Origin of the sequence: Nitratireductor mangrovi, from assembly GCF_007922615.2 — a bacterium.
Taxonomy (GTDB): Bacteria; Pseudomonadota; Alphaproteobacteria; order Rhizobiales; family Rhizobiaceae; genus Mangrovimarina; species Mangrovimarina mangrovi.
This window is the reverse complement of record NZ_CP042301.2, coordinates 2,095,586-2,121,165: the sequence shown is the minus strand read 5'-3', so window position 1 is coordinate 2,121,165 and position 25,580 is coordinate 2,095,586. Positions and strand designations below refer to the sequence as shown.

Sequence of the window (25,580 nt, the reverse complement as noted above, 5' to 3'; positions counted from 1 at the left end):
GCCGTTGGCTAATCCTCCAGATATGCAAACGCGCTGGTCGCCGTGACCGCCACCTTGTCCTCGCCCTTCGCCTTCATTTCGACGCGGGTGTAGGCCATGCGCCGGCCGTTGGAGAGCACCTCGACGCGGATCTCGACCGCTCCGGGTTTCAGCGGACGGATGAAATGGGTGGTAAGGTCGACCGTGGTGCAGATGCGGAAACGGCCGTTCAGGGCCGCCAGCGCCACCACCGAGCAGGTGTCGGCGGCCGCCGCCGTCGCCTGGCCGCAGATCACGCCGCCGACATGAACCAGCGCCGGGTTTTCCGGCAGCAGGAAATCGCCGCCCGATGCGTCGAAACCCTGCGGTTTCAGCCCCATATCGACGATCCACGGCGCAAAGACGCGCGCAAGCGTTTCCTCGGCCTCGCTTACTCCGAAATCCGGCATGGTCCCTCCATTTGTATGTTACGAAATATTGCAGATTTTCCGATTTTTTGTTACATATCGAAGATCGGACGGGTATCCCGCCATCCGACCACGGAGGAGCCAGCATGTACAGTCAGGGTCTGATCGGCGCCAAGACCGACACGGATGAGGACGAGGCCTTCCTCGCCGCGTTCCAGGCGCGCATCGACGCCGAGGAAAAGATCGAGCCCAACGACCCGATGCCGGAAGGCTATCGCAAGACGCTGGTGCGCCAGATCGGCCAGCACGCGCATTCCGAGATCGTCGGCATGCTGCCGGAGGGCAACTGGATCACGCGGGCGCCGTCGCTGCGGCGCAAGGCGGCCCTTCTGGCCAAGGTGCAGGACGAGGGCGGCCACGGGCTCTACCTCTATTCGGCGGCCGAGACGCTGGGCGTCAGCCGCGAGCAGATGACCGAGGAGCTTCTCTCCGGCAAGGCCAAATATTCCTCCATCTTCAACTATCCGACGCTCACCTGGGCCGACATCGGCGCCATCGGCTGGCTGGTCGACGGGGCCGCGATCATGAACCAGATCCCGCTCTGCCGCTGCTCCTACGGGCCCTACGCGCGGGCGATGATCCGGGTCTGCAAGGAGGAAAGCTTTCATCAGCGCCAGGGTTACGAGATCATGATGACGCTGGCGCGCGGCACGCCCGAGCAGAAGGAGATGGCGCAGGACGCGCTGAACCGCTGGTGGTGGCCGTCGCTGATGATGTTCGGGCCGCACGATTCCGACAGCCAGCATGGCGACCAGTCGATGAAGTGGAAGATCAAGCGCTTCACCAATGACGAGCTCAGGCAGAAATTCGTCGACGCCACCGTGCCGCAGGGCGAATATCTGGGCCTGAGCTTCCCCGACCCTGACCTCAGATGGAACGAGGAACGCGGCTCCTACGATTTCGGCGAGATCGACTGGGACGAGTTCTGGCGCGTGGTCAAGGGCGGCGGACCGATGAACCGCGAACGCATCGTCGCCCGCCGGAAGGCGTGGGAGGACGGCCAATGGGTGCGCGAGGCAGCGCTTGCGCATGCCGAGAAGCGCCGGGCGCGGCGCGAGGCGACGAAGCTGGCAGCGGAGTAACCAGAATGGCAAAGAACGAAATCCCGCTCTGGGAAGTCTTTATCCGGCCCCGCAACGGGCTTGCCCACAAGCATTGCGGCTCCGTGCACGCCGCCGACGAGGTGATGGCGATCCAGGCCGCTCGCGACGTTTATACGCGCCGCGGCGAGGGGGTCTCGATCTGGGTGGTGCCGTCGTCGGCGATCACCGCCTCGGACCCGGAAAGCAAGGATGAGAATTTCGAGCCGGCGCTGACCAAGGTCTACCGCCACCCGACCTTCTACGACATCCCCGACGAAGTGGGGCACATGTGATGGCGATTGAGAACGCGGTCGACCGCGACACGCTGGCCACTTTCCTGCTGCGGCTCGCCGACGACCATCTTGTGCTCGGCCACCGGCTGTCGGAATGGTGCGGCCATGCGCCGATGCTGGAGGAAGATCTCGCCATGCCGAACATGGCGCTGGACCTGATCGGCCAGGCGCGCTCGCTCTATCAATATGCGGCCGAAGTCGAGGACAAGGGGCGTACGGAAGACGACTTCGCCTATCTGAGGCGCGAGCGCGAATATCTCAACTGCCTGATGGTCGAGCGACCGAATGGCGACTTCGCCCACACCATGCTGCGCCAGCTCTATTTTGCGGCCTTCATGGAGCCGTTCTGGCAGCAGGCCGCGGGTTCCAGCGACGAGACGCTTGCGGGGGTCGCCGCCAAGGCGGTCAAGGAGGTCGCCTACCACATCCGCCATGCCGGCGAATGGGTGGTGCGGCTCGGCGACGGCACCGAGGAGAGCCGCAGGCGAATGGAAGAAGCGGTCGACGCGCTGGCGCCCTATGTCGAGGAACTGTTCGACGGCGACGCGGTGACCGAGGCCGTGGCCGCGGCCGGTATTGCACCCGACCCGTCGACCTTGCGCGACCCGTTCGACCGCACCGTTGGCGCCATCTTTGCCGAGGCCGGGCTCGACTTCGTGCAGGCGCCGTTCGCCCAGCGCGGGGGGCGCGAAGGCCGGCACGGGGAGGCGATGGGCTTCCTGCTCGCCGACCTGCAGCACATGCAGCGCACTTATCCGGGAGCGGTATGGTGATGGAAGCGCCGGCAGCCGCCTTTCTGCCCACTCGCGGGGAGGAGAGAAGCCGCGCCTGGGCCGCCGCCGCGTCGGTGCCCGATCCCGAGGTGCCATGTGTCACGGTGGCCGATCTCGGCATCCTGCGCTCGGTCGAAATGGACGGCGATGTCGCCGTGGCGAAAGTGACGCCGACCTATTCCGGCTGCCCGGCGACGCTGGCGATCGAGCTGGCAGTGGAGACCGCGCTGCGTGAGGCAGGGTTCGAGGCGCGCGTGGAGCGGGTGATCTCGCCTGCATGGACGACCGACTGGATCACCGCGGAAGGCCGCGAGAAGTTGCGCGCCTATGGCATCGCGCCGCCGGTCGAAGGCTCCAATTCGATCCGGGCGCTGTTCGGCGAGACTGTCGTTTCCTGTCCGCGATGCGACTCCGAGGAAACCGAGCGGGTCTCCGAATTCGGGTCCACGCCCTGCAAGGCGCACTATCGCTGCACCGCCTGCCGCGAACCGTTCGACTATTTCAAATGCATCTGAGCGCCGCGAACCGGCGTTGCGCGCTCTGCTGGAGTTGACCATGGCCCCCCGATTTCACGACCTGACCGTTTCGGCGATCGAGCGCCAGACCCCGGAAGCCGTCGCGATCGCCTTCGACCTGCCCGAGGATCTGCGCGAGACGTTCCGCTTCAAGCCCGGCCAGTACCTGACGCTGGCGACGAGCCTCGACGGCGAGGACGTACGCCGCTCCTATTCGATCTGCTCGGCCCCGGGCGACGCGCAGCTCAAGGTCGGAGTCAAGAAGGTCGCCGACGGGCGCTTTTCGCGCTTCGTCAACGACAGGCTGGCGGTCGGCGACACCATCCGTGTCATGCCGCCGGAAGGGCGCTTCACCTCTCTGGCCGGGCCGCGCCACGACTATCTGCTGATCGCATCGGGCTCCGGCATCACGCCGATGCTGTCGATCGCCAAGACGGTGCTCGGGCACGAACCGGATTCGACCGTGACGCTCGTCTACGGGAACCGCTCGACCGAGACGATCATGTTCCGCGAGGAACTGGAGGACCTGAAGGACCGGCACCTGCGCCGATTTTCACTGGTGCATCTGCTGTCGCGCGAAAAACAGGACGTCGACCTCCTGAACGGCCGCATCGACGGCGCACGCATCGAGATGCTCTCCGAGCGCGGGTTGATCGACCCGTTGGGCTCCGACGGCGTCTTTTTGTGCGGGCCGGGCGAGATGATCGACGACGTCGCCACGACGCTGAAGACTTACGGCGTCGACGAGGACCGCATCCGTTTCGAGCGCTTCACGCCGTCCGGCGAAGCGCCGCGGCCGCGCGCGCCGTCGAAGGCGGCGAAGAAGGCCGCCGCCGACGGGGTCGCCATCGAGGTCGTGCTCGACGGCATGCGGCGCGAGTTCCCGATGGGCGAAGGGGCGGCCAACGTGCTCGACGCGGCGCACGAGGCCGGGATCGAGCTTCCGTATTCCTGTGCCGGCGGCATGTGCTGCACCTGCCGGTGCCGCGTCGTCGAGGGGCAGACCGAGATGGCGGTCAACTTCTCGCTGGAGCCGTGGGAAATCGAGGCCGGCTTCACCCTTGCCTGCCAGACGCGGCCGCTGTCGCAGAAGCTGGTGCTCGATTTCGACGCGGCATAGGTCGCGCGGTCGACAGGCACCTGCCTCGCTTCAGTTCTGACGCGAAAGCACCACGTCGGCGGTCTGGTAACGGTCGCCGTCCCAGCTTCCCGAATGCATTTCCATGCGCCCCGAAAGTGGCGAGGTAAGCTGGAAGAGCAGCCGGCCCGTGGCGTCCTCGCCGGTCAGCCGGAAGCCGTTGGCGCCGAGGCGGCCGCTGCTCTGGCGGCCCGAATCCGGCCCCGAGCGGTTGCGGCCGACAAGCGCGCCGCCGCCGGTATCTGTGATTTCGGTCGAAAAGCCGCGCGAACCTTCCGAGGCGCCGCAGCGCCCGTCGACGATGATGCGGTCACCGCCTTCCGCCCTGATCGTCAGTCTGCAGGTGAGGCGGCCGCTGCTTTCCACGCTGGTCATGCGCTCATAGGTGCCCTTGCCGCGCCAGACCCCGACGTAATCGGCGAGGTCGAGGGCATGGGCATTGCCGCTTGCGGCGGCGAGCACGGCCATGGCGAGCGGTAGCAAGCGCATTAACTCTTCTCCGGTGCGGCGAGCAGGCTAACAAAGCCCGGCAGCAGGAACAAAGAGGAAAACAGCGCCAGGACCAGAGAGCCCGAGACGAGTTCGCCGAAGACGGCGACCGACGGCAGGCTGGAGATCTGGGTTACGCCGAGGCCGGCGACCAGAAGCAGCGTGCTCGCCGCGATCGGCGAGGCCGTGTCGCGGATGGCAAGCGCAAGCGGCGCGGCCGTGCCGGCGGCGGATGCGCGCTGGTAGCGGTTGACGAGGTGGATCGAATTGTCGACGGCAATGCCGAAGGCGATGGTAAAGGCGACGGCCGCGGTCATCGAGAGTTGCCCGGTCGTCAGGTAAAGCCACGCCTCGACGCCGAGGATCGGGATCAGGTTCGGCACCAGTGATGCCAGCCCCATGCGCAGCGAACCGGTAGCGACGACGAGGACAATCACCACCAGCAGGAGCGCGGCATAGAAGCCGAGTTGAAGGTCGGCGATCATGCCGGGCACCTCGTACGCCGACAGAAGCGGCAGGCCGACAAGGTCGGTCACGTCGGAAAGCCCGGCGTCGGCCAGCCTGTCGCGGATCGCCTCGGCCTCGGCGACGATCTGGTTCGATGTCAGCGACAGGTCGAGCGGAACCGGCAGCAAGTAGCGTGAGCCGTCGCGGGCGACATAACGGCGCAGGAGCGGATGGCCTTCCTCGGCAAGCCGGTTGATCTGCTCGGCATCCGGGAAAAGCCTGCTCGCGGTCTCTTCGTCCGCATCAGGAAAAACTGCGCGAGCCGCCTCGATCAGCCGGCCGGTATCGGCCGCGTCGAAACCGGTCTTGGCGCCCGTGTCTGCGACAACGACGAAAATCTGTCCGCTGCCGAGCCCCCTGGAGGCGAGCCGGTCCTCGACCTCGGCAAGCGCGCTTCCTTCCTGCAGGTGTTCGGAGAAACGAAAGCCGCTTTCGAGCTGCGACTGGGCATAGGCAAGCAATGCGAAAAGCACCACTGAACCGGCGACGATCGCCCGGCGGTAGGCGATGAGGGCCGTCGCAGCTCCGGAAAGGGCCGCGAACAAGGCGGTCGCGGCCGGTTTCTTTTCAGGCTCGCGCGGAAGCAGCAGCGACGCCAGGATCGGCACCAGCGCGATGACGGCCGCAAGCTGGATGAACATGCCGGCGAAGCCTGCCCATGCGAAAGTGTCCAGCGTGGCGCTGCCTGCAAGGCCAATGCCGAGGCAGGCAACAGCGGTGGTGAGGCTGGTCAGGAAGCAGGCCGGCCCGGTCTCGGCCACCGCCTCCCGGATGGCGGCGGGGCTTTCGAGGCCGCTGTCGCGGGCGCGCAGGATGGCGAAATAGAGATGCACCGCATCGGCGAAGCCGACCACGATCAATAGCGTTGGAATGATGGTGGTGATGGTGTCTATGGTGACGCCGGCGAAGGCGGCGAAGCCGAAAAACCAGATCACGCCGACGATGGGCGGTACCGCGCAGGTGAGCGCGGCGCGCCAGGAGCGGAAGATCAGCAGCGCCAGAAGCACGCACAAAGACACCGACACGGTCGCCAATAGTAGCGTGTCGCTTTTCAAGGCACGCTCGATCGACCGGTGGATTTCGCCGAGGCCGGCGAAGCCGACCGAGAGCGCTGGGGCGTAGGAGGTCGCAATCACCTCGATCTCGGCGCGCGACGAGGCGGACAGCACAGTCTCGTGCTGGTGCTTCTGGCCTATCATCAGCACCACAAGTGTCATCGTGCGGTCGGCTGCCATCAGATCCGCCGCCAGCGGCTGGCCGGCGAGAAAGCGATCGAGCCGCTGATCAGGCGGCAAGGCGTTGGCGACCTCCGTCCCGAGCCATGGCTCGGCGCCGCTGCCCGGCCCGGGCAGCGAAAACACCGAAATCGTCGCCTCGATGCCTTCGACAAGCTGCAACTCGGAGACGAACTCCTCAAGGGCGGCGTAAGCGTCCGGCGTGCCGAAATCTCCGGCCTCTACGACCAGCACCTCGTCCGTGGAAAAGCGATGGAAATCGCGTTCGACGGCGGCCAGGGCGTTGTAGACCGGGGTGTCGACCTTGAGGATGTCGGTCACCGAACCGTTGAACGTCAGCCCGGTGGCCAGCGCGGCAAGCGCGACGGCGGTGATCGCGGCGCAGGCAAGGGCGACGGGGCGGAGATGGCCGGTGACTGCCTCGCCGATCCTGTCCATCGCGAATTTTTTCATGCGCCGTCTGCCCAGTCCCCAAGCCGGGCGCCAACTGACCATGCGGCCGTTGCGATGACAACCTCGGCGGATGTGACGGTCGCGCTGGCGGTCGCTGCGGCAAGCCTATTCGCGGTTCCGGATCTGGGAAAGCGTGCGTGTCGGCGTGATCGCCTCCGGGTCGAGCTTCACCTCGATGATGGCCGGTATGCCGCTGGCGCGCGCGCGCTCATAGGCTGGCGCGAATTCCTCCGTCGTCGCCACAGTCTCGCCATGGCCGCCATAGGCGCGGGCCAGGGCGGCGAAATCCGGGTTCTGGAGCGTCGTCCCCGACACGCGGCCGGGGTAGTCGCGCTCCTGATGCATGCGGATGGTGCCGTAGATGCCGTTGTTGAGGATCACCACGATGACCGGCCGGCCGTATTGCACGGCCGTTGCGAATTCCTGCCCGTTCATCAGGAAGTCGCCGTCCCCGGCCCAGACCACGACCTCGCGTTCGGGAAAGATGCCCTTCGCGGCGACGCCGGCCGGCACGCCGTAGCCCATAGAGCCGGACGTTGGGGCCGCCTGCCCGTTGAAGCGGCGATAGCGGTGAAAGCGGTGCATCCAGGTGGCGAAATTGCCGGCGCCGTTGGCGATGATGACGTCCTCGGGCAGGTTTTCCTCCAGCCACGACATGACCGGCCCCATCTTCACAGCACCTGTCCCGTCCGTCGGCGGCGTCGACCATCCGAGATAGGACTGGTGCAGTTCCTCGGTGCGGTTCGCCCAGCGCGGGGCCGCTTCCGGCGCGGTCTCGGCAAATGCTTCGGCGAAGGCAGTGTTGGAGGCATTGATCGCCAGCGTCGGCCGGTAGACGCGGCCAAGCTCTTCCGGGTCGGGGAAGATGTGGACCAGCTTCTGGTCCGGATAGGGGCTCTTGAGAAGCGTATAGTCGGCAGACGGCATCTCGCCGAAGCGGCAGCCGACGAGGATGACGAGATCGCTTTTTTTGATGTAGGCGGCGAGCTTCGGGTTGGCGCCGATGCCGATGTCGCCGGCGTAACATTCGTGCATCTGGTCGCAGAGGGTCTGGCGGCGGAAAGAACAGCCGACCGGCAAGCGCCAGCGACTGATGCCGGCGCAGACCTGCTTCACGGCGTCCTCGGTCCAGCGGGTGCCGCCGAGTACCAGGAACGGGCGCTCGGCCGCGCCAAGCAGTTCGACCAGCCGCTCCATCTCGGGCTGCCCGGGCCGTGTCTCGACGGGAACGAAGGGCAGCGGCTGCGGGGCCTCGACCTCGTCGGTGAGCATATCCTCGGGCAGAACCACGACGACCGGCCCGGGCCGCCCGGAAGTGGCGACCGCGAAGGCGCGGGTGACGAGTTCTGGAACGCGCGCCGCATCCTCGATCTGAACCACCCATTTCGCCATGGTGCCGAGGAAGGCCCGGTAGTCGACCTCCTGGAACGCCTCGCGCTCGAGATTGCCGCGCGCCACCTGACCAACGAACAGGATCAGCGGGTTCGAATCCTGGCTGGCGATATGGAAGCCGGCGGAAGCGTTGGTGGCGCCCGGGCCACGCGTCACGAAGCAGATGCCGGGTTTTCCCGTCAGCCGGCCTTCGCAGTCGGCCATCATCGCGGCCCCGCCTTCCTGGCGGCAGACGATGTTCTCGATCGCCGAGTCGTGCAGAGCGTCGAGGACGGCGAGATAACTCTCCCCAGGCACGCTGTAGATGCGCTTGACGCCGTTGGCCTCTAGGCAGTCGACGACCAGTTGTCCGCCGGTTCTCATTTTTCGCGCGCCTCCAGTTCGGCCAGGATTTCGTCCGTGTGCTCGCCAAGCCGGGGCGACGGGCGCTCGTAGACCGGCGGCGTCTTCGACATCAGCATCGGCGCGCGCACCGAAGGCAGCCGGTTGCCATGGCCGTCGTCGAGGTCCATGCGCAGGCCGCGTGCGATCGTCTGCGGATCGGCGAAGGTTTCGGCGATGTTGTTGATCGGACTTGCCGGCACGTTGGCGGCTTCCAGCTTTGCGAGCAGAGTGTCCTTCTGCCAACTCGCAAGTTGCCCGATCAGCGTCTTGCGCAACTCGGCACGGTTTTCGACCCGGGCCGGGTTGGTGGCAAACGCCGCATCGTCGGCGAGCGCGTCGAGTCCGATGACCTTGCAGAGGTTGCGGAACTGGCCGTCATTGCCGACCGCCAGGATGATGTGACCGTCGGCGACCGGCAGCACCTCGTAGGGCGCGATGTTCATATGGGCGTTGCCTATCTGCACCGGCGGCTTGCCGGAGACCAGATAGTTGAGGTTCTGGTTGCCGAGGATCGAGATCTGGCTGTCGAACAGCGCCATGTCGATATGCTGGCCCTCGCCGGTCTGTTCGACGTGGCGCAAAGCGGCCTGGATGGCGATCACGGCATAAAGCCCGGTGAAGACGTCGGAGATCGCGACCCCCGCCTTCTGTGGCTCGCGGCCCGGTTCGCCTGTGATCGACATCATGCCGGCCATGCCCTGGATGATGAAATCGTAACCCGGGCGGGCGGCATAGGGTCCGGTCTGGCCGAAGCCGGTGATCGAGCAATAGACAAGGCGCGGATTGGCGGTGCGCAGGCTTTCGTAGTCGAGGCCGTACTTTTTCAGCCCGCCGAGCTTGAAATTCTCGATGATGACATCGGCACTGCCGATCAGCCGCTTCAGCGTAGCGGCGCCTTCCGGTGTGGCGAAGTCGAGCGCGATCGAGCGCTTGCCGCGGTTGGTCGAGTGATAATAGGCGGCAGAGAGATTCTCGCCGTCATGGCTCTTGACGAAGGGCGGGCCCCAGCGCCGGGTGTCGTCGCCGCCGGCCGGGTTTTCGACCTTGATGACATCGGCGCCGAGATCGGCCAGCAACTGGCCGGCCCAAGGCCCGGCAAGGATGCGGGCAAGTTCGATGACGCGAATGCCGGCGAGGGGGGGTGATGCCATGTCGGCCCGTCGGATGTTGTTGCGGACCCTTTCGGACTAGCAAATCGGCGTGGCAGCGTCAGCCCGGTTTTCCAGCATGGGTTTATGCGCTTGGCGCATCATGTCCTGCGAGGACGCCATCCACCCACGAGGCGAAATCGGACATGATCCGGTCGCGGTTGATCTCGTTCAGGCTCTCGTGGCGGGTCTCGGCGAAAATCGTTGATTGCAGATTCGAAAAGCCCATCGCCTTCATGCGCGCGGCCAGGGCCGCGACCGCCTTGCCGCCATCGGTGGCCGGGTCCTTCTCGCCGCCGACGAGGCTGAAGGGCAGGTCACGGCGGATCGCCGAAAAATTCGCATCGTCGGCCCCGGCGAATACCCAGTCGAACAGGTCGCGCCACATCGACACCGAAGCGTCCCAGCCGCAAAGCGGATCGGCGACATATTTGTCGACCTCTTCCGGGTCGCGCGACAGCCAGTCGAAGTCGGTGCGTCGATCGGGAATCTGCTTTGCCCAGGCCTGGAAGGTGAGACGTGGCAGCATGCGCGAGGGCACGTCGGAGCCGAGACGGAATTTTTCCCAGGCGAGGACGGCGCGTGCCGCCTTACCGAGGAGGCCGGCGGTGAAGTTGGCGTTCCAGATCGCCGCAGCGGCAATGCGGTTGGAATGCGCCAGGACAAAGTTCATCGCGACGAGGCCGCCCATCGAATGGCCGAAGACGATCACCGGGACGCCGGGCAGCGTCTCCGCGATGTGGTCGTGGACCGCCGTTATGTCGGCGACAACCTTGTCAGCCCCGTCGCCGGCAGTCGAAAAAATCCGCGCCGGCGCGTCGGGCGCGGTGGTATGGCCATGGCCGCGATGGTCGTGGGCGAAGGTGGCGATGTCGCGTTCGGCGAGAAAATCGGCAAAACGCGCATAACGCGCCGCATGTTCGGCGAGGCCATGATTGATCTGCACCACCGCCCTCGGCGCCCCTGCCGGCCGGCGCTCGTAAAGCCGAAGCACGGCACCGGTGGGTGAATTGATCTCTCTCTGGCTGTCGAAGCCCATCGCGTTCCCCTTGCTCACGGAGGAGGACATTGCCGCGATTGCGCGCAAGGAGCAATCGCCGTCGGTGTTTCGCACTCTTGCGGACGTGGCTTGAAAACCGGCCACAAGCTGTGGGATGCACTCGTCGTCCGCCGCGACCGTCCAATCCGGAGAGCCGTCATGTCCCTGGCGCGAGCCGCGTTTCTTCTCGCTCTGTGCATCAGCCTTACCGGGCTTGCGGTCACAAGCGGTCGCGCCGAAGTGAGACTTGAAGGGCGCTTCCTGGCGCAATCGTCGTGCCCGGCGACGCCGGCGATCCGCAACAAAGCCAATCCGGGGAAGGTTCGCGTTCGACCGGGCGAGGCCTATGCGCTGCTGGCGGGCAACAAGCCCGAGCCGACGCATCTGTTGATCACGGTCCCCGGCGCGAGGCCGGAGCGGCGCTGGGTCAGCGTCGATTGCGGGCAATGGCGCCAGGCCGAGGCCGGCTCTTCCGCGCAGAAGCCGCGGACGAAACAAGCGCCCGCGCGCCGGAAGACCGAGTTGGTGCTGGCGGTCAACTGGCAGCCGGGCTTTTGCGAGACGCGGCCCAAAGTACGCGAATGCCGGAGCCAGAGCGCCGGGCGATACGACGCCTCGCATTTTTCGCTGCACGGGCTTTGGCCGCAGCCGCCCGGAACCGTCTATTGCGGGGTTCCCGAACGTCTCGTCGAAACTGACAGGTCCGGCAGTTGGCGGTCGCTGCCAGAACTCGGCCTCGAAGCGGACCTGCTGCGCGAGCTCTTTACCGTGATGCCGGGCGCGGCTTCCTATCTGCATCGGCACGAATGGTTCAAGCACGGCAGCTGCTACGGGACCGACGCGCAGGCCTACTACGCGGACTCGCTGGCCCTGATGCGCGCGCTCAACGCGTCGGCAGCGCGTGACTTCTTTGCTGCGCGCATCGGCCGCAAGGTGACCGCGGCACAGATCCGGCGCGCTTTCGACGAAGCTTTCGGAGAGGGAGCCGGCGGCAGGGTGCGCGTCGCCTGCGTCATCGACCCCTCGAATGGTCGTCGCCTGATCGGCGAGATCACGATCGCGCTGGGCGGGCCGATCGGCGAAGGCGCCTCGCTCGCCGATCTGATCCATGCGGCGCGGCCGACCGGCAATACCGGCTGCCCGGAAGGAATCGTCGATCCGGCCGGCCTGCAATAGGGCGGCTGGTCAGAAGTTCTCAACCCACGGCCGAAGCTCGATCTCCCACGCCCAGGCGCTGCGGTCCTGGCCGATCAGCTGCATATAGGTTTCGGCGATCGCGTCGGGATCGAGCATGGAATCGGGCTTGTCGGCCGGCTCGGTGCGGCCCGGATTGCGGATTGCGCCGTCGATGACGACGTGGCCGACATGGATGCCCTTGGGGTGCAACTCGCGCGCCATCGACTGGGCCAGCCCGCGTAGGGCAAACTTGCCCATGGCGAAGGAAGCGGACTGGGGATAGCCCTTCACGCCGGCCGAAGCGCCGGTGAACAGGATCGTGCCCTTGCCCTCGGGCAGCATGCGCCTGGCCGCCTGCTGGGCGACGAGGAAGGCGCCATAGGCGGTGACCTGGAGCGCGGTCTGCACCTTGTCCGGGTCGATCTCGACGAAGGGCCCGCGGACGCGGAAGGAGGGGTTGTAGACCGCGACCGCGAGCTTGTCGCCGAGGCGGTCGACCAGGCCGAAGATGGCGTCGACGCCCTTGCGGGTCGAGGCGTCGGCGGAGACGGTGGCCGCGCCCGTCTCCCGCGCCAGTGCGTCGAGCTTGTCGGCGTCGCGGGCGGCCAGCACCGGCTTGTAGCCGGCGCCGTTGAGCTTGCGGGCGAGCGAGGCGGAAAGCCCGTCCCCGACGCCGACGATCAATGCAATGGCCATGGCCGCTCTCCTTGTCCGGGTTCGCCTTCGAACCGACAATGTCGGTGCCGGGCGCGGCAGCCGCAAGGGGAGCGGGGCAAATGGCAGCGAAAACCCGGCGACGCGGGGCGCCGCCGGGGTTCTTGTGTCCTTGCGGCGGCTGCTACCAGCCGAACTGGAAGGTGGCGCCGGTGCGGCCGTGGCCGTTCTGGACGATGTGGCCGTTGGTGTTGCGGCCGAACTGGAACAGGCCATAGGCGTTGTTGCCGCCGTTCTGGCGCAGCGTGCCGTTGTGGCCGTGGCCGTCCTGGTGGACGACGCCGAAATTGCCGCGGCCGATCTGGGCGATGCCGGCATTGTTGCCGGAACCCTTCTGGCGTACTGCGGCGCCACCCTTCACGGCGTTGAAGATCGAATAGAGCTGCAGGCCGGCGCGCATCGCGCGTTCGGAATCGGCACTGCCGGGCGCGATACTGATGCTGACCGAACCGCCGGCGGCGGCCGGAGCGGCAAAGCCCGAAACGCCGATCGAGGTGGCGAGAAGGGCAGCGGAAACGGTGCGAAGCGGCGTGCGGATCATGTCATCCTCCGGTGGTTTGCCATTCGCTCCGGTTCATGTCCGAAGCGTTGCCGCGATAATGTCCCATGCCGCATGAACCGACCCGGAACCGCACGTTCAGCTTGCGTTTAGAAATGCGGCGCTGGCCACAAAAAAAGGGCGCCGGCCCAGCCGACGCCCGTTGCAGAAAGAAAAGGCAGGTCGGCTCAGACCGGACCGCCGATGAACTCCTCGCACGCCGCGGTAAGCCTGCCGGCCTTCAGTTCCAGCCGGGCCTCGTAGCGGCCGCCGACCCCGAGCATGACGCGGCCGAGGCTTTCCTTCGTGCCGGGTGACGCGGCGAATTCGCCGCCCTGGCGGATGCGCGCCTTGCTGCCGGCGCCGCCGCCATCGACGGAAAGCTTGTAGTTGCCGTCAAGCCTGCGGTCGGCATGGGCGAAGGCTTCGATCACGGTCATGCCGTTGGCGGTTTGTGCGCGAAGCTCGCAGGCGAGAGGGCCGTCCTTGCCGTCCGGCCCGCTGGCGGCGGTGGCGACCCCGAGTGCCGCGGCGAGCGGGACGAGGCCGAGAAGGGCAATCCTGCGCATGGTCATTTCGGTCTCCTGTGACTCGGCTACTGTTACAGGCGGACCGGCCGGGATCGTTGCAAACCCGGCCGGCCGCAACCGGTCAGGCCGGTTTCAGCGGCAGGTCTGGACGATCGCGGCAACGTTGTTGTTGCCGGCCTGCACGGTCTCGGAACGGCAGCCGCGGCCGACCTGGACGCTGGCGGCCACGTTGCCGCGGCCATCCTGAATCAGGAGGCTGTCGTGACCGGTGCCGAACTGGGCGACGCCGGCCGCATTGCGGCTGCCCCACTGGTCGGTGCGGGCACGGTTATAGGCGCCTTCCTGGCCGATCGCGGCGGTGTTGCGGCGTCCGCGCTGCTCGGCGACGGCGCCGTTGCGATAGCCGTTCTGGTAGATGCCGATCTCGTTGCGCTTGCCATCCTGCAGGCCGCCGATCGTGTGCGACCAGCCATGCTGCTCGATCCAGATGCTGTTGGCCATGGCGGGCAGGGAGGTGAAGCCGATGATGGCGGCGAGGGCGCCGGTGATGAAGAGCCTGGTGGTCATTTTCTGCTCCAAGGGACTGCAATGGGTTTCGTTCGTCATGCGAACGAGATCACCTTCGCAGGCCGTCGTGGAACGGGGGCTGAACCGGCCGTTCAGCTTGGGTTCAGCCGATCGGGCATCCCGCGTCCGCCGCGCATTGCCCCGCCCGCGGCTTTCGCCTAAATACGCGGCGACTTCATCCTTCCCGTATTCGCGACACGGAGTTAGCGCGCGCCATGGCACGCCAGTTCATCTATCACATGTCCGGTCTCAACAAGGCCTATGGCACCAAGAAGATCCTCGAAAACATCCACCTGTCGTTCTACCCGGACGCCAAGATCGGCATTCTCGGCCCCAACGGTGCAGGCAAGTCGACAGTGCTGAAGATCATGGCCGGGCTCGACAAGGAGTTCACCGGCGAGGCTTGGCTGGCCGAGGGCGCCACCTGCGGATACCTGCCGCAGGAGCCGGAGCTCGATCCCGCGCTCGACGTGATGGGCAACGTCATGGAGGGCGTGGCGGCCAAGAAGGCGATCATCGACCGCTACAACGAGCTGATGATGAACTACTCCGACGAGACGGCGGAAGAGGCGGCAAAGCTCCAGGACGAGATCGACAGCCAGAACCTGTGGGACCTCGAAAGCCAGGTGGAGATGGCGATGGAGGCGCTCGGCTGCCCGCCCGGCGACGCCTCGCTCGACAAGCTGTCGGGCGGCGAGAAGCGCCGCGTGGCGCTCTGCCAGCTTCTCTTGCGCCAGCCCGACCTGTTGCTCCTCGACGAGCCGACCAATCATCTCGACGCCGAGACGACGGCATGGCTGGAAAAGCATCTGCGCGAATATCCGGGCGCGGTGCTGATCATCACCCACGACCGCTATTTCCTCGACAACGTCACCGGCTGGATCCTCGAGCTCGATCGCGGCCGGGGCATCCCCTACGAGGGCAACTACACCGCCTATCTGGAGGCCAAGGCCAAGCGCATGGCGCAGGAGGGCCGCGAGGAGGCGGCGCGCCAGAAGGCGCTGGCGCGCGAGCGCGAGTGGATCGCGGCGAGCCCGAAGGCGCGGCAGGCGAAATCCAAGGCTCGCTTCAAGGCTTACGACGAGCTCGTCAAGCAGGCCGCCGACCGGCGTCCGGGCGACGCCCAGATCGTCATTCCTGCCGGCGAGCGGCTCGGCCAGGTGGTGATCGAGGCCGATGGCCTGAGCAAGGGCTTCGGCGACCGGCTCCTGATCGACGATCTGGCGTTCAAGCTGCCGCCCGGCGGCATTGTCGGCGTCATCGGACCCAACGGCGCCGGCAAGACGACCCTGTTTCGCATGATCACCGGCCAGGACAAGCCGGACGGCGGCGAGATCCGCGTCGGCGAGACCGTGAAGCTCGGCTATGTCGACCAGAGCCGCGACACGCTCAATCCGGACCGGACCGTCTGGGAGGAGATTTCCGGCGGCAACGACATCATCAGGCTCGGCAAGCACGAGGTGAACAGCCGCGCCTATTGCTCGTCGTTCAACTTCAAGGGCGCCGACCAACAGCAGAAGGTCGGCACGCTGTCGGGCGGCCAGCGCAACCGCGTCCACATGGCCAAGCTGCTGAAGGAAGGCGGCAACGTCATCCTGCTCGACGAACCGACCAACGACCTCGACACCGAGACGCTGGCGGCACTGGAGGACGCGCTGGAGAATTTCGCCGGCTGCGCCGTCATCATTTCGCACGACCGCATGTTCCTCGACCGGCTCGCCACCCACATCCTCGCCTTCGAGGGCGACAGCCATGTCGAATGGTTCGAGGGCAATTTCGAGGACTACGAGGCCGACAAGATCAGAAGGCTGGGGCCGGAAAGCGTCAACCCGAAACGGGTGACGTATAAAAGGCTGAAGCGGTAGGGGACAACGCCAACGCGCGTCGTTCTCGACCGGGCGTTCTCCATTCGGCTAACCTCCCCAGATGGCTATGCCGCACAGGAGGCCCCTATGATCGCCAACATCGGCGCGCTGTTGTCGGAGCGGGCGCGGATCAGCCCGGAGATGGAGGCGCTGGCCGACCTGCCGGCCGGGATGCGGCTTTGCTACCGCGAACTGGATGCGCTGACCGAACGTGTCGCCGGCGCATTGGCGCCGCTGGTTCAAAAGGGCGGGCGGCTGGCGGTGCTCGCCGCCAACAGCCACTGGCACGCCGCGATCATGTTCGCCGCCGCGCGGCTCGGCGCAATCCTCGTGCCGCTCAACTGGCGGCTGACCGCGCCCGAACTCGCCTACCAGCTCGACGATTGCGAACCCGGCGTGGTGATCTTCGACCGCGCCAATGCCGAACTGGCGGCTGCGCTGAAGGCCTCGCATCCCGACCTGACCTGGATGCCGCTCGAAGACGGCGCCGGCTCGCTCGCCGGGCGCGCCACGGCAGCGCCGGAAGTGCCCGCACGTTCGGTGACGGCAGAGGACGGCTTTCTCATCCTCTACACCTCGGGCACGACCGGTCGGCCCAAGGGCGCGCTCCACACCCACGGCTCCTCGCTCGCCTGGTGTTTCAGCACGCTGGCGAGCTTTGAAAACCGCGTCGGCGACCGGCAATTGCTGGTGGTGCCGCTGTTCCACATCGCCGGCATCTGCCTTCTGCTCAACGCGGCGCATCGCGGCTTCACCCAGGTGATCGCCGGCGGCTTCGACCCGGACGAGACCTGGCAGCTGATCGAGGCCGAGAGGATCACCTCGATGTTCGCGGTGCCGACCATGATCAATTTGATGCGCGCGAGCGCGGCGCGCGAGCGCTGCGACCATGGCAGCCTGCGCTGGATCATGTGCGGGGCGGCGCCCGTACCGGTGACGCTGATCGACGTCTATGCCGGGTTCGGCATCGACATCCACCAGGTCTACGGCTCGACAGAGGTGCATGGCGGCATCGCCATCCTGCCGCCGGCCTATGCGCATACGAAAAAGGGCTCGACCGGGCTGCCCTGCTTCGGCATGGAGGTGCGCGTCTTCGACCAGGACGGCAAGGACGTGAAGCCGGGCGAGCGTGGCGAACTGGTCACGCGCGGCCGGCATGTGTTTCGCGAATACTGGCGGCGGCCTGAAGCGACAGAGGAGTCGTTCCGCGACGGCTGGTTCTATCTCGGCGACATCGGCGAGGTCGACGGCGACGGTTTCATCACCATCCGCGACCGCTCCAAGGACATGATCATCTCCGGCGGCGAAAACGTCTATCCGGCCGAGATCGAGGACGTGCTGATGCGCCATTCCGGCGTGTTGGAGGTGGCGGTGATCGGCCAGCCGGACCAGCGCTGGGGCGAGACGCCGCTCGCCGTCGTGGTGCGCCGTGAGGGTGCTGCGGAGGAGGCGGCGCTGTTCGCGGAGCTTGCCGCTCTGTGCGCGGAAAATCTCGGCCGCTTCAAACGTCCGACCGGTTATCGCACGATCGACGTTCTGCCGCGCAACGCGTCAGGCAAGGTGATGAAGCATGTGCTCAAGGCGCAGGTGCTGGAAGCGATCGCCTGAGGCGTCTGCTCTGCGCGCGTGTGCCGTCTACTCGATGCGGCAGCAGAAGGGGAAGAACGGCCCCGACAGCCCCGGTGCGCCGGTCGGCGTGAAGGTGAAGTCGTGGACGTTGTCGCCCTCGTCGGTGCAGCCGGCCGGCGTGTAGGCGATCGATCCGGTCACCGGGTGGCTGGTCTCGAAGGCCCACGGCTCCTCGCTCGAGAAGGTGACCGTGCCTGGCGTGGTCGTGATGTCGCCGCCCGAAAAGGCGTCGATGAAGGTCGACGTCATCTCCGGTCCATCGCAGACGAGTTCGACCGCCCAGTTGGGTTCGAAGCCGGGGCAGATCATCTTCTGGCCGAACGGAACGAGGTTGTTGCAGGTATAGTCGGCCGCCGGAGCGGCGCCGGGGAAGGCGGCAAGGGCGATGGCGGCGGTTGCGGTGAGGGGGCGCAGGCGCACGGCGAACCTCCTTCGGTCGCGTTGTTCCCCGCAAAGGCGATCCTATGCCGAGCTGCAACACCGGTAAAGAAGTTGCGCCGCCCATGGTGAATCCGCACCGGGATTGCTTGACCCGGCGCGACACGCGTGGCTCGATAGATGGGCGGTTGGGGACCGCTTGTTCCGGAAGGAAATCCGCCGATGAACCGTTTTCTCGCAACCGCGTCGCTGGTGGCCGCCGGGCTGATGCTCGCCGCGCAGTCGGCCGCGGCCAAGCCGGCGCGCTGCTTCACCACCGATGACGGCTATTACAATTGCGACTTCCGCGGCACCGATGGGCTCGGCTCCTTCGTCATCGCGGCTGGCGGCTATCCAACCTATTCGCTGATCATCGACCGGCCGGGCTTTGCCTTCGGCTTCGTGAATTTCGGCGACCGCAACATTCCGCTGCCGGGCGAATATGTGCGCAGCCGCGACGACGGAGCGTGCTGGCAAAATCCCGAGACCAGCACCAAGATCTGTGCCTGGTAAATGCAGCAGGTGCCGTGATCGCGCCATGGTGTCGCCATTGCACTGCAGCATAAAACCGGCATAAAGGGCTGGCATGGAAGCTTCTCGCACACGCAACGCCGCCGAGCGGCTCGCATTCGGAACCTCACCGACCAGAAAGGCGGACAGGCCCGTCATGAACCGCGTCGCGCTGAGCGGCATCGGCGTCAGCATCCCCGAAACCTCGATCAGCAACGAAGAGCTGGTCGAGTGCTTCAACTTCTGGGTCGATCGCGAGAACGCCGTGCGCGAGCGTCAGGGGCTGGAGCCGCTGCAGAAATCGAGCGCGTCCTTCATCGAGCACGCCTCGGGCATCAAACACCGCCGCGCCCACACGCCGGACGGCATCCTCGATCCGGACCGCATGGCGCCGCGAATAGCGGCACGCGAGGATGACGATCTGTCGGTGATGGCCGAATTCGGCGCGGCTGCCGCCCGCAAGGCGCTCGACGATGCCGGTGTGGACGCATCCCAGGTCGACCTCGTCATCTGTGCCGCCTCGCATCTGCAAAGGCTCTATCCGGCGCTCGGCATCGAGATCCAGAAGGAGATCGGCGCCCAGGGTGCCGCCTTCGACGTCAGCCTCGGCTGCTCTTCGGCGAGCGGCGGGCTGCATGTCGCGTTCAACATGGTGCGGTCGGGCGCGCACCGGCGCGTGCTGGTCGTCACGCCGGAACTGATCACGCCGCACCTCAATTTCCGCGACCGCCAGACCCATTTCATCTTCGGCGACGCGGCGACCGCGCTTCTGGTCGAGGCCGTGGAGGAGGGCGGTGGCGAGCCGGGCCGTTTCGAGGTGGTCGACACCCGCAACTGGACCCAGTTCTCCAACAATATCCGCTCCAATTTTTCCTACCTGAACCGGGCGGCGCAGGACGACATCGGCGTGCTCGACATGGAAGGCAAGCTGATCAAGCAGCAGGGCAACAAGGTCTTCAAGGAAGTGACCGTCGCCAGCCACCGCTTCATCGTCGACTTCCTGGCCGAGCACGACCACACGCCGCAGTCGGTGCGCCGCTTCTGGCTGCATCAGGCCAACGCGCGCATGAACGCGATGATCCTGAAACTCGCCTTCGGCGAGGAGGTCGGCCATGACCGCGCGCCGATGGTGCTTGACCGCTACGGCAACACCGCCGCCGCCGGTGCGGTGCTGGCGCTGTGGGAAAACCACCGTGACATGAAGGCCGGCGATTTCGGCCTTTTGTGCACCTACGGCGCCGGCTATTCGCTCGGCGGCGCCCTGCTCAGGATGATGTAAGCCTTCCATCGATCGCGGTGACGGCTCGATCACCGCAATTGACTGGAAATCGTCGCCTCACCGCGCCATTCTGCCGGCCTTGCCGAAAGGACCCAGAATGGATCTTCCGCTTACCCGCCTCGACCCCGAACCGGAAATCTATCCGGCGAGAAAGCTGCTCGGCCGCGTCGAAGGAACCTTCGTCGCGCCGTTCGACCATTTCGTCACCAGCCCTGCCGAGGGGCTGGAGCTTGGTTTAGAGGGCATCGAAGGCGATTTCCATGCCGGACCGACCCGGCGTTCGGGCAGCCGCGAACCCTGGTACGCACGCGGCACCGAGATGCGCAACGAACGCCAGCTGTCGATCGTGGCGCCGGACGAACTGGCGCTGATCGCGCGCGCGATGGGGATCGCCGAGATCAGGCCGGAATGGATCGGCGCCAACCTGGTCCTCTCCGGCGTGCCGCAGCTTTCAATGCTGCCTTCCGGCACGCTGTTGTTCTTCAAGGGCGGCGTGACACTCAAGGTCGACAGCCAGAACGGACCCTGCCGCATTGCCGGCCGCTCCGTCGCCGAGCATGCGAAGATGCCCGACCACGAAGCTGGCGCGCTCGCCTTCCCGAAGGCGGCGAAGCGGCTGCGCGGGCTGGTGGCCTGGGTCGAAAAGCCCGGACGCATCGCACCGGGCGAGGATTGCTCGGTGCGCATTCCCGAGCAGTGGATCTACCAGTCCTGAGGGCGAGGCGCCTCCTCAGCCTGACAGCAGCGCGATGAAGCGCTCGGCCACCGGCCGCATCAGCGAATTTTGGTCGAGTTCCAGAAACTTTCTGTAGGCGGCGATCGCCTCCGCCTTGCTGCCGGTATCGCGATAGCTGTCGCCGAGCGCCATGTGTATTTCGGCCCGGTTCGGCGCCAGTCGCATGGCCTCGCCAAGGACGGCGAGCGCTTCCTCGTGCCGGCCGAGCGCCTGCAGGATGCGGCCGGCCTGAAGCCTGTAGTCGGCATCGTCGGGGGCGAGCGCGGCGGCGCGCTGGAAGCGGTCGAGCGCCGCATCGAACCTGTCGAGCAGGAACAGTATGCGGCCATGCGCTGCCTGCGCGTCGCTGTCGTCCGGCGCATAGTCCGCGGCGTCGCGATAGATCGGCTCGGCGCCCTCCATGTCGCCGTCGGCGACATGTGCCGCGGCAAGGAAGGCAAAGGCGGGTAGGTAACCCGGGTCGATTTCAAGCGCCCGGCGAAGCAGATGCTCGCCTTCTTCACGGCGGCCGGCCTCCATTTCGATCTGGCCGGCGCGTGCCAGATGCCGGGGTGACAAGGGATCGGACTCGGCGGCTGCCAGCAGGTGCCGGACCGCGCCCTCGACATCGTTCTCGCTGAGGGCAATCTCGGCGAACCCGACGAGCGCGCTGACATGGCCCGGGCTGGCACGTGCGACCGTGGCGTATTCGCGCCTTGCGCCGTCGCGGTCGCCCGTGAGCCTCAGGCTGTCGGCGAGATTGGCATGGGCGACGAGAAAGCCCGGTTCCAGGGCAAGCGCGGCGCGATATTCTTCCATGGCGCCGGTGTGGTCGCCCGCCGCCGCACGAATGTTGCCGACGAGGTTGTGCGCCCAGTGCGCGTCCGGATGGCGCGAGCGGATCAGACGCCGGGCGAGAATGGTTGCCCGGCGCGGTTCCCTTTCCGCGGAGGCGGCAATTGCAACGAACGGATCGAGCACCGCCAGCACACCGCTTGCGGCGTTAGCGAAGTAGTCCCGCTCGGGCGTATCCGCGAGCGGCGGCAGGTCGATGATTTCAACGCCGTCGCGAATGACACGCAGCCTCAGCCTCAGCCCCTCGCGGGCGCAGCCGGGCTCGGCGCAGGTGAACTCGCCGGCGATCCGGGTCTCGTAGGCGTTGAAGAGCCGACGGATGTGGAAGATCAGGGATTCGATCGAGAATCCGGAATCGGGGAAAGAAAACTCCACCTTGCGCGAATCCGGTATCGCGGCGATGCTCGCCTTGGAGGTTCGGGACGCGCGCACGACATCCTGGAGTCCGTCCCACAGGCGGCTCGCCGCGACGTCTGGCGTTATCCCCTGATCCGCCATCACGCCCGGTACGCCGATAGGCTCGACAATCACCTGGTCGCGCCGGAACTGGCCGACGAGGATAGGCAGCACGACGATCACCGCGACGAGGAAAAGCAGGTTCAAGGAAACCGTGCGCAGCGTGCTCGACCAGGTTTCAAGACGCGGCAGGCTCAAAAACTCGCGCAGTCGCGTGATCGCCGCCCGCGTCCTGGCCGCCGCCGCCGACAGGGACTTTCCGGATTCCGACAACTTCGCACCCACCCACCCAAGCGCCAACAGGCGACGCCAAACTGCTGCAAGGATAGCAGAAGCCACGGCAAAGATAAGGCGGCGGTGCGGCGACGCGGTTTTGGCTCGAACCGATGTTGCAGAGGGCTTGCAACCCTTGGCTGGCCAGCTACGCTTCGTCGTCGTCCGGGTCGAGCATGCGCGTCGCGCGCCAGGCCGTCAGCGTGTCGTTGGTTTCGCCGACGACGAAGAAACGCGCCGAATCGCGGTCGTAGCCTTCGGCAAGCAGGTTTTCGTAGGCGGTGTGTTCATGGCGCACATGCGCCACCGTCGCCAGCCAGACGGCGAGGGAAGGCGGCAGCGTCTTCATGTGCGGCGCCATGGCATCGGCGCGTATCTTCTCGATGTCGGCGTAGGGAGCCGCCGGCAGGAGCAGGGTCAGCGCCTTCGCGACGGCGCGCTGGCGTCCGGTGCGGGCGATCATGTTTTCTGGGTGTCCTTGCGCCCGGTCGCCTCGGGGAAGGCGTCGATGCTGGCGAAATAGGGCTTCAGGTCGATCACCGGCGTCTTGTCGAGGACATCGATCGCATCGATCGTGATCGCACCGCTTTCCTGGTCGAGGCCGAGGATGCGCGCGACATGGAGCCCGACCGGATTGGGTCGCGCCGGCGAGCGCAAGGCGAAGACGCCGCGCGGTACGTCGACATGCGCCGGCTTCTGCAGGATCAGTTTGCGCGGCGAGCGGTCAAGCCAGGTCAGCACGGCGACGTGGCTGAACTCGTCGAGCCCGGCGAGACCTGTGCGATAGGCGGCGTCGATCTCCACCACCGCCGAACCGCCCCGCTCGCGCGCGGCGGCCATGTTGCGCGGACAGTCGGCACGCTCGGTCCAGGGCGAGCGGACACGCCCGATGAAGACGACATGCGCGTCAGGCACCATCTCGCCCGGGTCGAAAGGAAGCGCCTGTTCTCCTGGTCGTTTCATGTGGCGTCTCCCTGCTCGTGCGGCGCGTCGGTTGTGGCAAGCTTGCGCCATCTTCTGGCCCGAACGCGACATCGGTCTTGCAAGCAGGCCACAATTGATATAAACATATCTTTATATCGTTTGGAGGCAAGGATGCTGTCACGCAGCCAGATCGACCTCAACCAGTTGGTAGATAGCTTGAAGGCGGCGGCCGAATCCAGCCGCATGCGTATCCTGTTCCTGCTGTCGCGCGGCGATCTGACCGTCTCCGACATCACCGAGGTGCTGGGCCAGTCGCAGCCGCGCGTGTCGCGGCATCTGAAGCTGCTGCTCGATGAAGGACTGATCGAGCGCTACCAGGAGGGCTCCTGGGCCTATTTCCGGCTCGCCGACAGCGGCTTCGAGCAGGAGTTGGTGGCAACCCTGATTGCCCGCATCGACGCCTCGCAGCCGCCGGCCGACCGCGATCTCGAACGGCTCATCGCGGTCAAGAGCAAGCGCGCCGAAAGGGCTGCCGCCTATTTCAGCGAGAATGCTGCGGCCTGGGACCGCATTCGCTCGTTGCATGTGCCGGAAAAGGCGGTCGAGGACGCGATCCTCAAGCTCGTGGGCGAACGGCCGTTCCGGACCATGCTCGACCTTGGCACCGGCACCGGGCGCATGCTTGAGATACTGGCGCCGCTATACCAGCGTGGCGTCGGCGTCGACATGTCGCGCGAAATGCTGACCGTGGCGCGCGCCAATCTCGACAAGGCAGGCGTCGACAACGCCCAGGTGCGCCAGGGCGACATTCTGGCGCCGCCGGTCGAGCGCGACGCCTTCGATCTGGTGACGGTTCACCAGGTGCTGCACTATCTCGAGGATCCGGCGCTGGCGATCCGCGAGGCGGCGCGGCTGCTGCGGCCATCGGGCCGGCTGCTGATTGTCGACTTCGCGCCGCATGAGCTCGAATTCCTGCGTGCCGAACATGCGCATGCGCGGCTGGGCTTTGCCGACCAACAGATTTCCGAATGGCTGGAGGAGGCCGATCTCGATTTCGAGAAATCAGTCGCCTTCGCGCCGACCGGCGTGGCGGGCGACAAGCTGACAGTGAAACTTTGGCTCGGCCGTGACCGCAGGCTCCTCGTCGCTGCCGATGACAACGCCGAGGGGCAGATAACGGAGATGACTTCGTGAACCAGTTCCGCCTTTCACGCCGACCCGATATCGGCGAGAAAATCAACGTATCGTTCGAGTTCTTTCCGCCCAAGACCGACGCCATGGCGGCGCGGCTGTGGGAGACGACACAGCGGCTCGAGCCGCTGGCCCCGTATTTCGTGTCCGTCACTTATGGCGCCGGCGGCTCGACGCGCGAGCGCACTGCGCGCACCATCGAACGCATCATCAAGGAGACAAGCCTGACGCCGGCCGCGCACCTGACCTGCGTCGATGCCAAGTGCGATGAGGTCGATGGCGTTATCCGCCAGTTCCTCGACCTTGGGGTGAAGCGCTTCGTCGCATTGCGCGGCGACCCGGCCGAAGGCGTCGGCAGCCACTACCAGCCGCATCCGGGCGGCTACGCCAGCACGGCTGATCTGGTGGCGGCTCTGGCGCGGCACGGCGCAGAGGACATCTCTGTTTCCGCCTATCCGGAAAAGCACCCGGAAAGCCCAGACTACGCGACCGACATCGACGTGCTGAAGCGCAAGGTCGACAGCGGCGCCAAGCGCGCGATCACCCAGTTCTTCTTCGACAACGACGTCTATGAGCGCTACGTCGAGCGTGTCCGCCGGGCGGGCATCTACGCGCCGGTCGTACCGGGTATCCTGCCCGTGCATAATTTCGCGCAGGTGGCGAATTTCGCCGGCCGCTGCGGAGCGCATGTGCCGGCCTGGCTCGCCGAGCGTTTCGAGGGGCTGGAGGACGATCCGCAGACGCACATGCTGGTCGCCGCGGCGGTCGCTGCCGAGCAGGTCCTCGACCTTGTCGAGCGCGGCGTCACCGACTTCCATTTCTACACGATGAACCGCGCCGACCTCGCGATCGCCATCTGTCACATGATCGGCATCAGGGCACAGGCGCTTGTGGAGGAGGAAAAGCCCGCTGCCGCATAGGCGGGTCGATTGCTCCTGTCGCGAAAGAAGAACGGCCGGGCGTGGGACCCGGCCGTTCGATAGGATGTCTTACCGAGGCTTCCCCCCGAGAAGCGTCAGGGAAGTACCCCCACGATGAGGGCACCGA

The 25,580-nt window shown here is 66.3% G+C and carries 27 protein-coding genes; 13 read left to right on the top strand and 14 right to left on the bottom strand.

The features are described from left to right. Positions 1-8: 8 nt before the first annotated feature. Positions 9-428: a PaaI family thioesterase gene (locus FQ775_RS10450; RefSeq protein ID WP_146298011.1), complete on the bottom strand. Its 420-nt coding sequence runs from the start codon at positions 426-428 to the stop codon at positions 9-11. Between the two features lie 104 nt (positions 429-532). On the opposite strand from FQ775_RS10450, the gene paaA reads away from it, so the two are divergent. Genes paaA through paaE form a run of 5 tightly spaced genes read left to right on the top strand, consistent with a single transcriptional unit; the run spans position 533 to position 4,229 of the window. After that, a complete protein-coding gene (gene paaA / locus FQ775_RS10445; protein ID WP_146298010.1) occupies positions 533-1,528 on the top strand; it encodes a 1,2-phenylacetyl-CoA epoxidase subunit PaaA in 996 nt (331 codons plus the stop codon). 5 nt (positions 1,529-1,533) lie between these two features. Beyond that, positions 1,534-1,821 (top strand): 1,2-phenylacetyl-CoA epoxidase subunit PaaB, encoded by a 288-nt coding sequence (gene paaB / locus FQ775_RS10440; protein ID WP_146298008.1) that lies wholly within the window; start codon positions 1,534-1,536, stop codon positions 1,819-1,821. Beyond that, entirely contained in the window at positions 1,821-2,594 is a 774-nt protein-coding gene (gene paaC, locus FQ775_RS10435) for a 1,2-phenylacetyl-CoA epoxidase subunit PaaC (RefSeq protein ID WP_146298007.1), read from the top strand. Before paaB ends, paaC begins: the two co-directional genes overlap by 1 nt. Next, positions 2,594-3,109, top strand: a complete 516-nt coding sequence (gene paaD, locus FQ775_RS10430) for a 1,2-phenylacetyl-CoA epoxidase subunit PaaD (RefSeq protein ID WP_146298006.1) — start codon at positions 2,594-2,596, stop codon at positions 3,107-3,109. The genes paaC and paaD overlap by 1 nt, the downstream gene beginning before the upstream one ends. Before the next feature lie 40 nt (positions 3,110-3,149). After that, a complete protein-coding gene (paaE, locus tag FQ775_RS10425; RefSeq protein WP_146298005.1) occupies positions 3,150-4,229 on the top strand; it encodes a 1,2-phenylacetyl-CoA epoxidase subunit PaaE in 1,080 nt (359 codons plus the stop codon). 30 nt (positions 4,230-4,259) lie between these two features. Here paaE and FQ775_RS10420 read toward each other — a convergent pair whose 3' ends face one another. The 5 genes from FQ775_RS10420 to FQ775_RS10400 all read right to left on the bottom strand — a co-directional run bounded on the left by FQ775_RS10420 (position 4,260) and on the right by FQ775_RS10400 (position 10,894). Next, a complete protein-coding gene (locus tag FQ775_RS10420) occupies positions 4,260-4,736 on the bottom strand; it encodes a hypothetical protein (protein WP_146298004.1) in 477 nt (158 codons plus the stop codon). Then, on the bottom strand, positions 4,736-6,931 hold the full coding sequence (locus FQ775_RS10415; protein ID WP_167812889.1) for an efflux RND transporter permease subunit: 2,196 nt from the start codon (positions 6,929-6,931) through the stop codon (positions 4,736-4,738). Before FQ775_RS10415 ends, FQ775_RS10420 begins: the two co-directional genes overlap by 1 nt. A 105-nt stretch (positions 6,932-7,036) precedes the next feature. After that, a complete protein-coding gene (locus FQ775_RS10410; protein WP_146298002.1) occupies positions 7,037-8,686 on the bottom strand; it encodes a thiamine pyrophosphate-binding protein in 1,650 nt (549 codons plus the stop codon). Next, positions 8,683-9,858 (bottom strand): CaiB/BaiF CoA transferase family protein, encoded by a 1,176-nt coding sequence (locus tag FQ775_RS10405; RefSeq protein ID WP_146298001.1) that lies wholly within the window; start codon positions 9,856-9,858, stop codon positions 8,683-8,685. The genes FQ775_RS10410 and FQ775_RS10405 overlap by 4 nt, the downstream gene beginning before the upstream one ends. An 82-nt stretch (positions 9,859-9,940) precedes the next feature. Beyond that, positions 9,941-10,894 carry an alpha/beta fold hydrolase gene (locus FQ775_RS10400; RefSeq protein ID WP_146301806.1) on the bottom strand — a complete coding sequence of 318 codons (954 nt, stop codon included), beginning with the start codon at positions 10,892-10,894 and terminating at the stop codon, positions 9,941-9,943. A gap of 159 nt (positions 10,895-11,053) precedes the next feature. Between FQ775_RS10400 and FQ775_RS10395 the strand changes: the two genes are divergently transcribed. After that, complete coding sequence (locus FQ775_RS10395) at positions 11,054-12,070, top strand: ribonuclease T2 family protein (RefSeq protein WP_146298000.1); 1,017 nt, start codon at positions 11,054-11,056, stop codon at positions 12,068-12,070. Between the two features lie 9 nt (positions 12,071-12,079). Here the strand turns inward: FQ775_RS10395 and FQ775_RS10390 are convergent, their stop codons facing one another. The 4 genes from FQ775_RS10390 to FQ775_RS10375 form a co-directional block, all read right to left on the bottom strand. Continuing rightward, a complete protein-coding gene (locus FQ775_RS10390; protein WP_146297999.1) occupies positions 12,080-12,766 on the bottom strand; it encodes an SDR family NAD(P)-dependent oxidoreductase in 687 nt (228 codons plus the stop codon). 142 nt (positions 12,767-12,908) lie between these two features. Further along, positions 12,909-13,325, bottom strand: coding sequence for a curlin (locus FQ775_RS10385; RefSeq protein WP_146297998.1), 417 nt, complete (start codon positions 13,323-13,325; stop codon positions 12,909-12,911). 185 nt (positions 13,326-13,510) lie between these two features. Continuing rightward, a complete protein-coding gene (csgH, locus tag FQ775_RS10380) occupies positions 13,511-13,897 on the bottom strand; it encodes a curli-like amyloid fiber formation chaperone CsgH (protein ID WP_146297997.1) in 387 nt (128 codons plus the stop codon). Between the two features lie 87 nt (positions 13,898-13,984). Beyond that, the gene (locus tag FQ775_RS10375) at positions 13,985-14,419 is read right to left on the bottom strand and encodes a curlin (protein ID WP_146297996.1); all 435 of its coding nucleotides are present in this window, start codon (positions 14,417-14,419) and stop codon (positions 13,985-13,987) included. A 215-nt stretch (positions 14,420-14,634) separates the two neighbouring features. Here FQ775_RS10375 and ettA point away from each other — a divergent pair, with 215 nt between their 5' ends. Both ettA and FQ775_RS10365 read left to right on the top strand, forming a co-directional pair. Then, the gene (gene ettA, locus FQ775_RS10370) at positions 14,635-16,284 is read left to right on the top strand and encodes an energy-dependent translational throttle protein EttA (RefSeq protein ID WP_146297995.1); all 1,650 of its coding nucleotides are present in this window, start codon (positions 14,635-14,637) and stop codon (positions 16,282-16,284) included. 87 nt (positions 16,285-16,371) lie between these two features. Beyond that, positions 16,372-17,892 (top strand): AMP-binding protein, encoded by a 1,521-nt coding sequence (locus FQ775_RS10365; RefSeq protein WP_146297994.1) that lies wholly within the window; start codon positions 16,372-16,374, stop codon positions 17,890-17,892. 27 nt (positions 17,893-17,919) lie between these two features. Here FQ775_RS10365 and FQ775_RS10360 read toward each other — a convergent pair whose 3' ends face one another. Next, complete coding sequence (locus tag FQ775_RS10360) at positions 17,920-18,333, bottom strand: hypothetical protein (RefSeq protein WP_146297993.1); 414 nt, start codon at positions 18,331-18,333, stop codon at positions 17,920-17,922. 180 nt (positions 18,334-18,513) lie between these two features. On the opposite strand from FQ775_RS10360, the gene FQ775_RS10355 reads away from it, so the two are divergent. The 3 genes from FQ775_RS10355 (at position 18,514) to FQ775_RS10345 (ending at position 20,834) form a co-directional block, all read left to right on the top strand. Next, on the top strand, positions 18,514-18,843 hold the full coding sequence (locus tag FQ775_RS10355) for a hypothetical protein (RefSeq protein ID WP_146297992.1): 330 nt from the start codon (positions 18,514-18,516) through the stop codon (positions 18,841-18,843). Between the two features lie 154 nt (positions 18,844-18,997). Then, the gene (locus FQ775_RS10350) at positions 18,998-20,119 is read left to right on the top strand and encodes a beta-ketoacyl-ACP synthase III (protein WP_146297991.1); all 1,122 of its coding nucleotides are present in this window, start codon (positions 18,998-19,000) and stop codon (positions 20,117-20,119) included. 97 nt (positions 20,120-20,216) lie between these two features. Then, positions 20,217-20,834, top strand: a complete 618-nt coding sequence (locus FQ775_RS10345; RefSeq protein ID WP_146297990.1) for an MOSC domain-containing protein — start codon at positions 20,217-20,219, stop codon at positions 20,832-20,834. 15 nt (positions 20,835-20,849) lie between these two features. Here FQ775_RS10345 and FQ775_RS10340 read toward each other — a convergent pair whose 3' ends face one another. The 3 genes from FQ775_RS10340 to tsaA form a co-directional block, all read right to left on the bottom strand. Next, entirely contained in the window at positions 20,850-22,418 is a 1,569-nt protein-coding gene (locus FQ775_RS10340; RefSeq protein WP_146297989.1) for a tetratricopeptide repeat protein, read from the bottom strand. A 148-nt stretch (positions 22,419-22,566) separates the two neighbouring features. Then, on the bottom strand, positions 22,567-22,881 hold the full coding sequence (locus FQ775_RS10335) for a DUF2293 domain-containing protein (protein WP_146297988.1): 315 nt from the start codon (positions 22,879-22,881) through the stop codon (positions 22,567-22,569). Beyond that, positions 22,878-23,381 (bottom strand): tRNA (N6-threonylcarbamoyladenosine(37)-N6)-methyltransferase TrmO, encoded by a 504-nt coding sequence (gene tsaA, locus FQ775_RS10330; RefSeq protein WP_146297987.1) that lies wholly within the window; start codon positions 23,379-23,381, stop codon positions 22,878-22,880. Before tsaA ends, FQ775_RS10335 begins: the two co-directional genes overlap by 4 nt. 132 nt (positions 23,382-23,513) lie before the next feature. Here tsaA and FQ775_RS10325 point away from each other — a divergent pair, with 132 nt between their 5' ends. Further along, positions 23,514-24,536 (top strand): ArsR/SmtB family transcription factor, encoded by a 1,023-nt coding sequence (locus FQ775_RS10325; RefSeq protein WP_146297986.1) that lies wholly within the window; start codon positions 23,514-23,516, stop codon positions 24,534-24,536. Further along, on the top strand, positions 24,533-25,453 hold the full coding sequence (gene metF, locus FQ775_RS10320; protein WP_146297985.1) for a methylenetetrahydrofolate reductase [NAD(P)H]: 921 nt from the start codon (positions 24,533-24,535) through the stop codon (positions 25,451-25,453). Before FQ775_RS10325 ends, metF begins: the two co-directional genes overlap by 4 nt. The last annotated feature ends 127 nt before the right edge of the window (positions 25,454-25,580 follow it).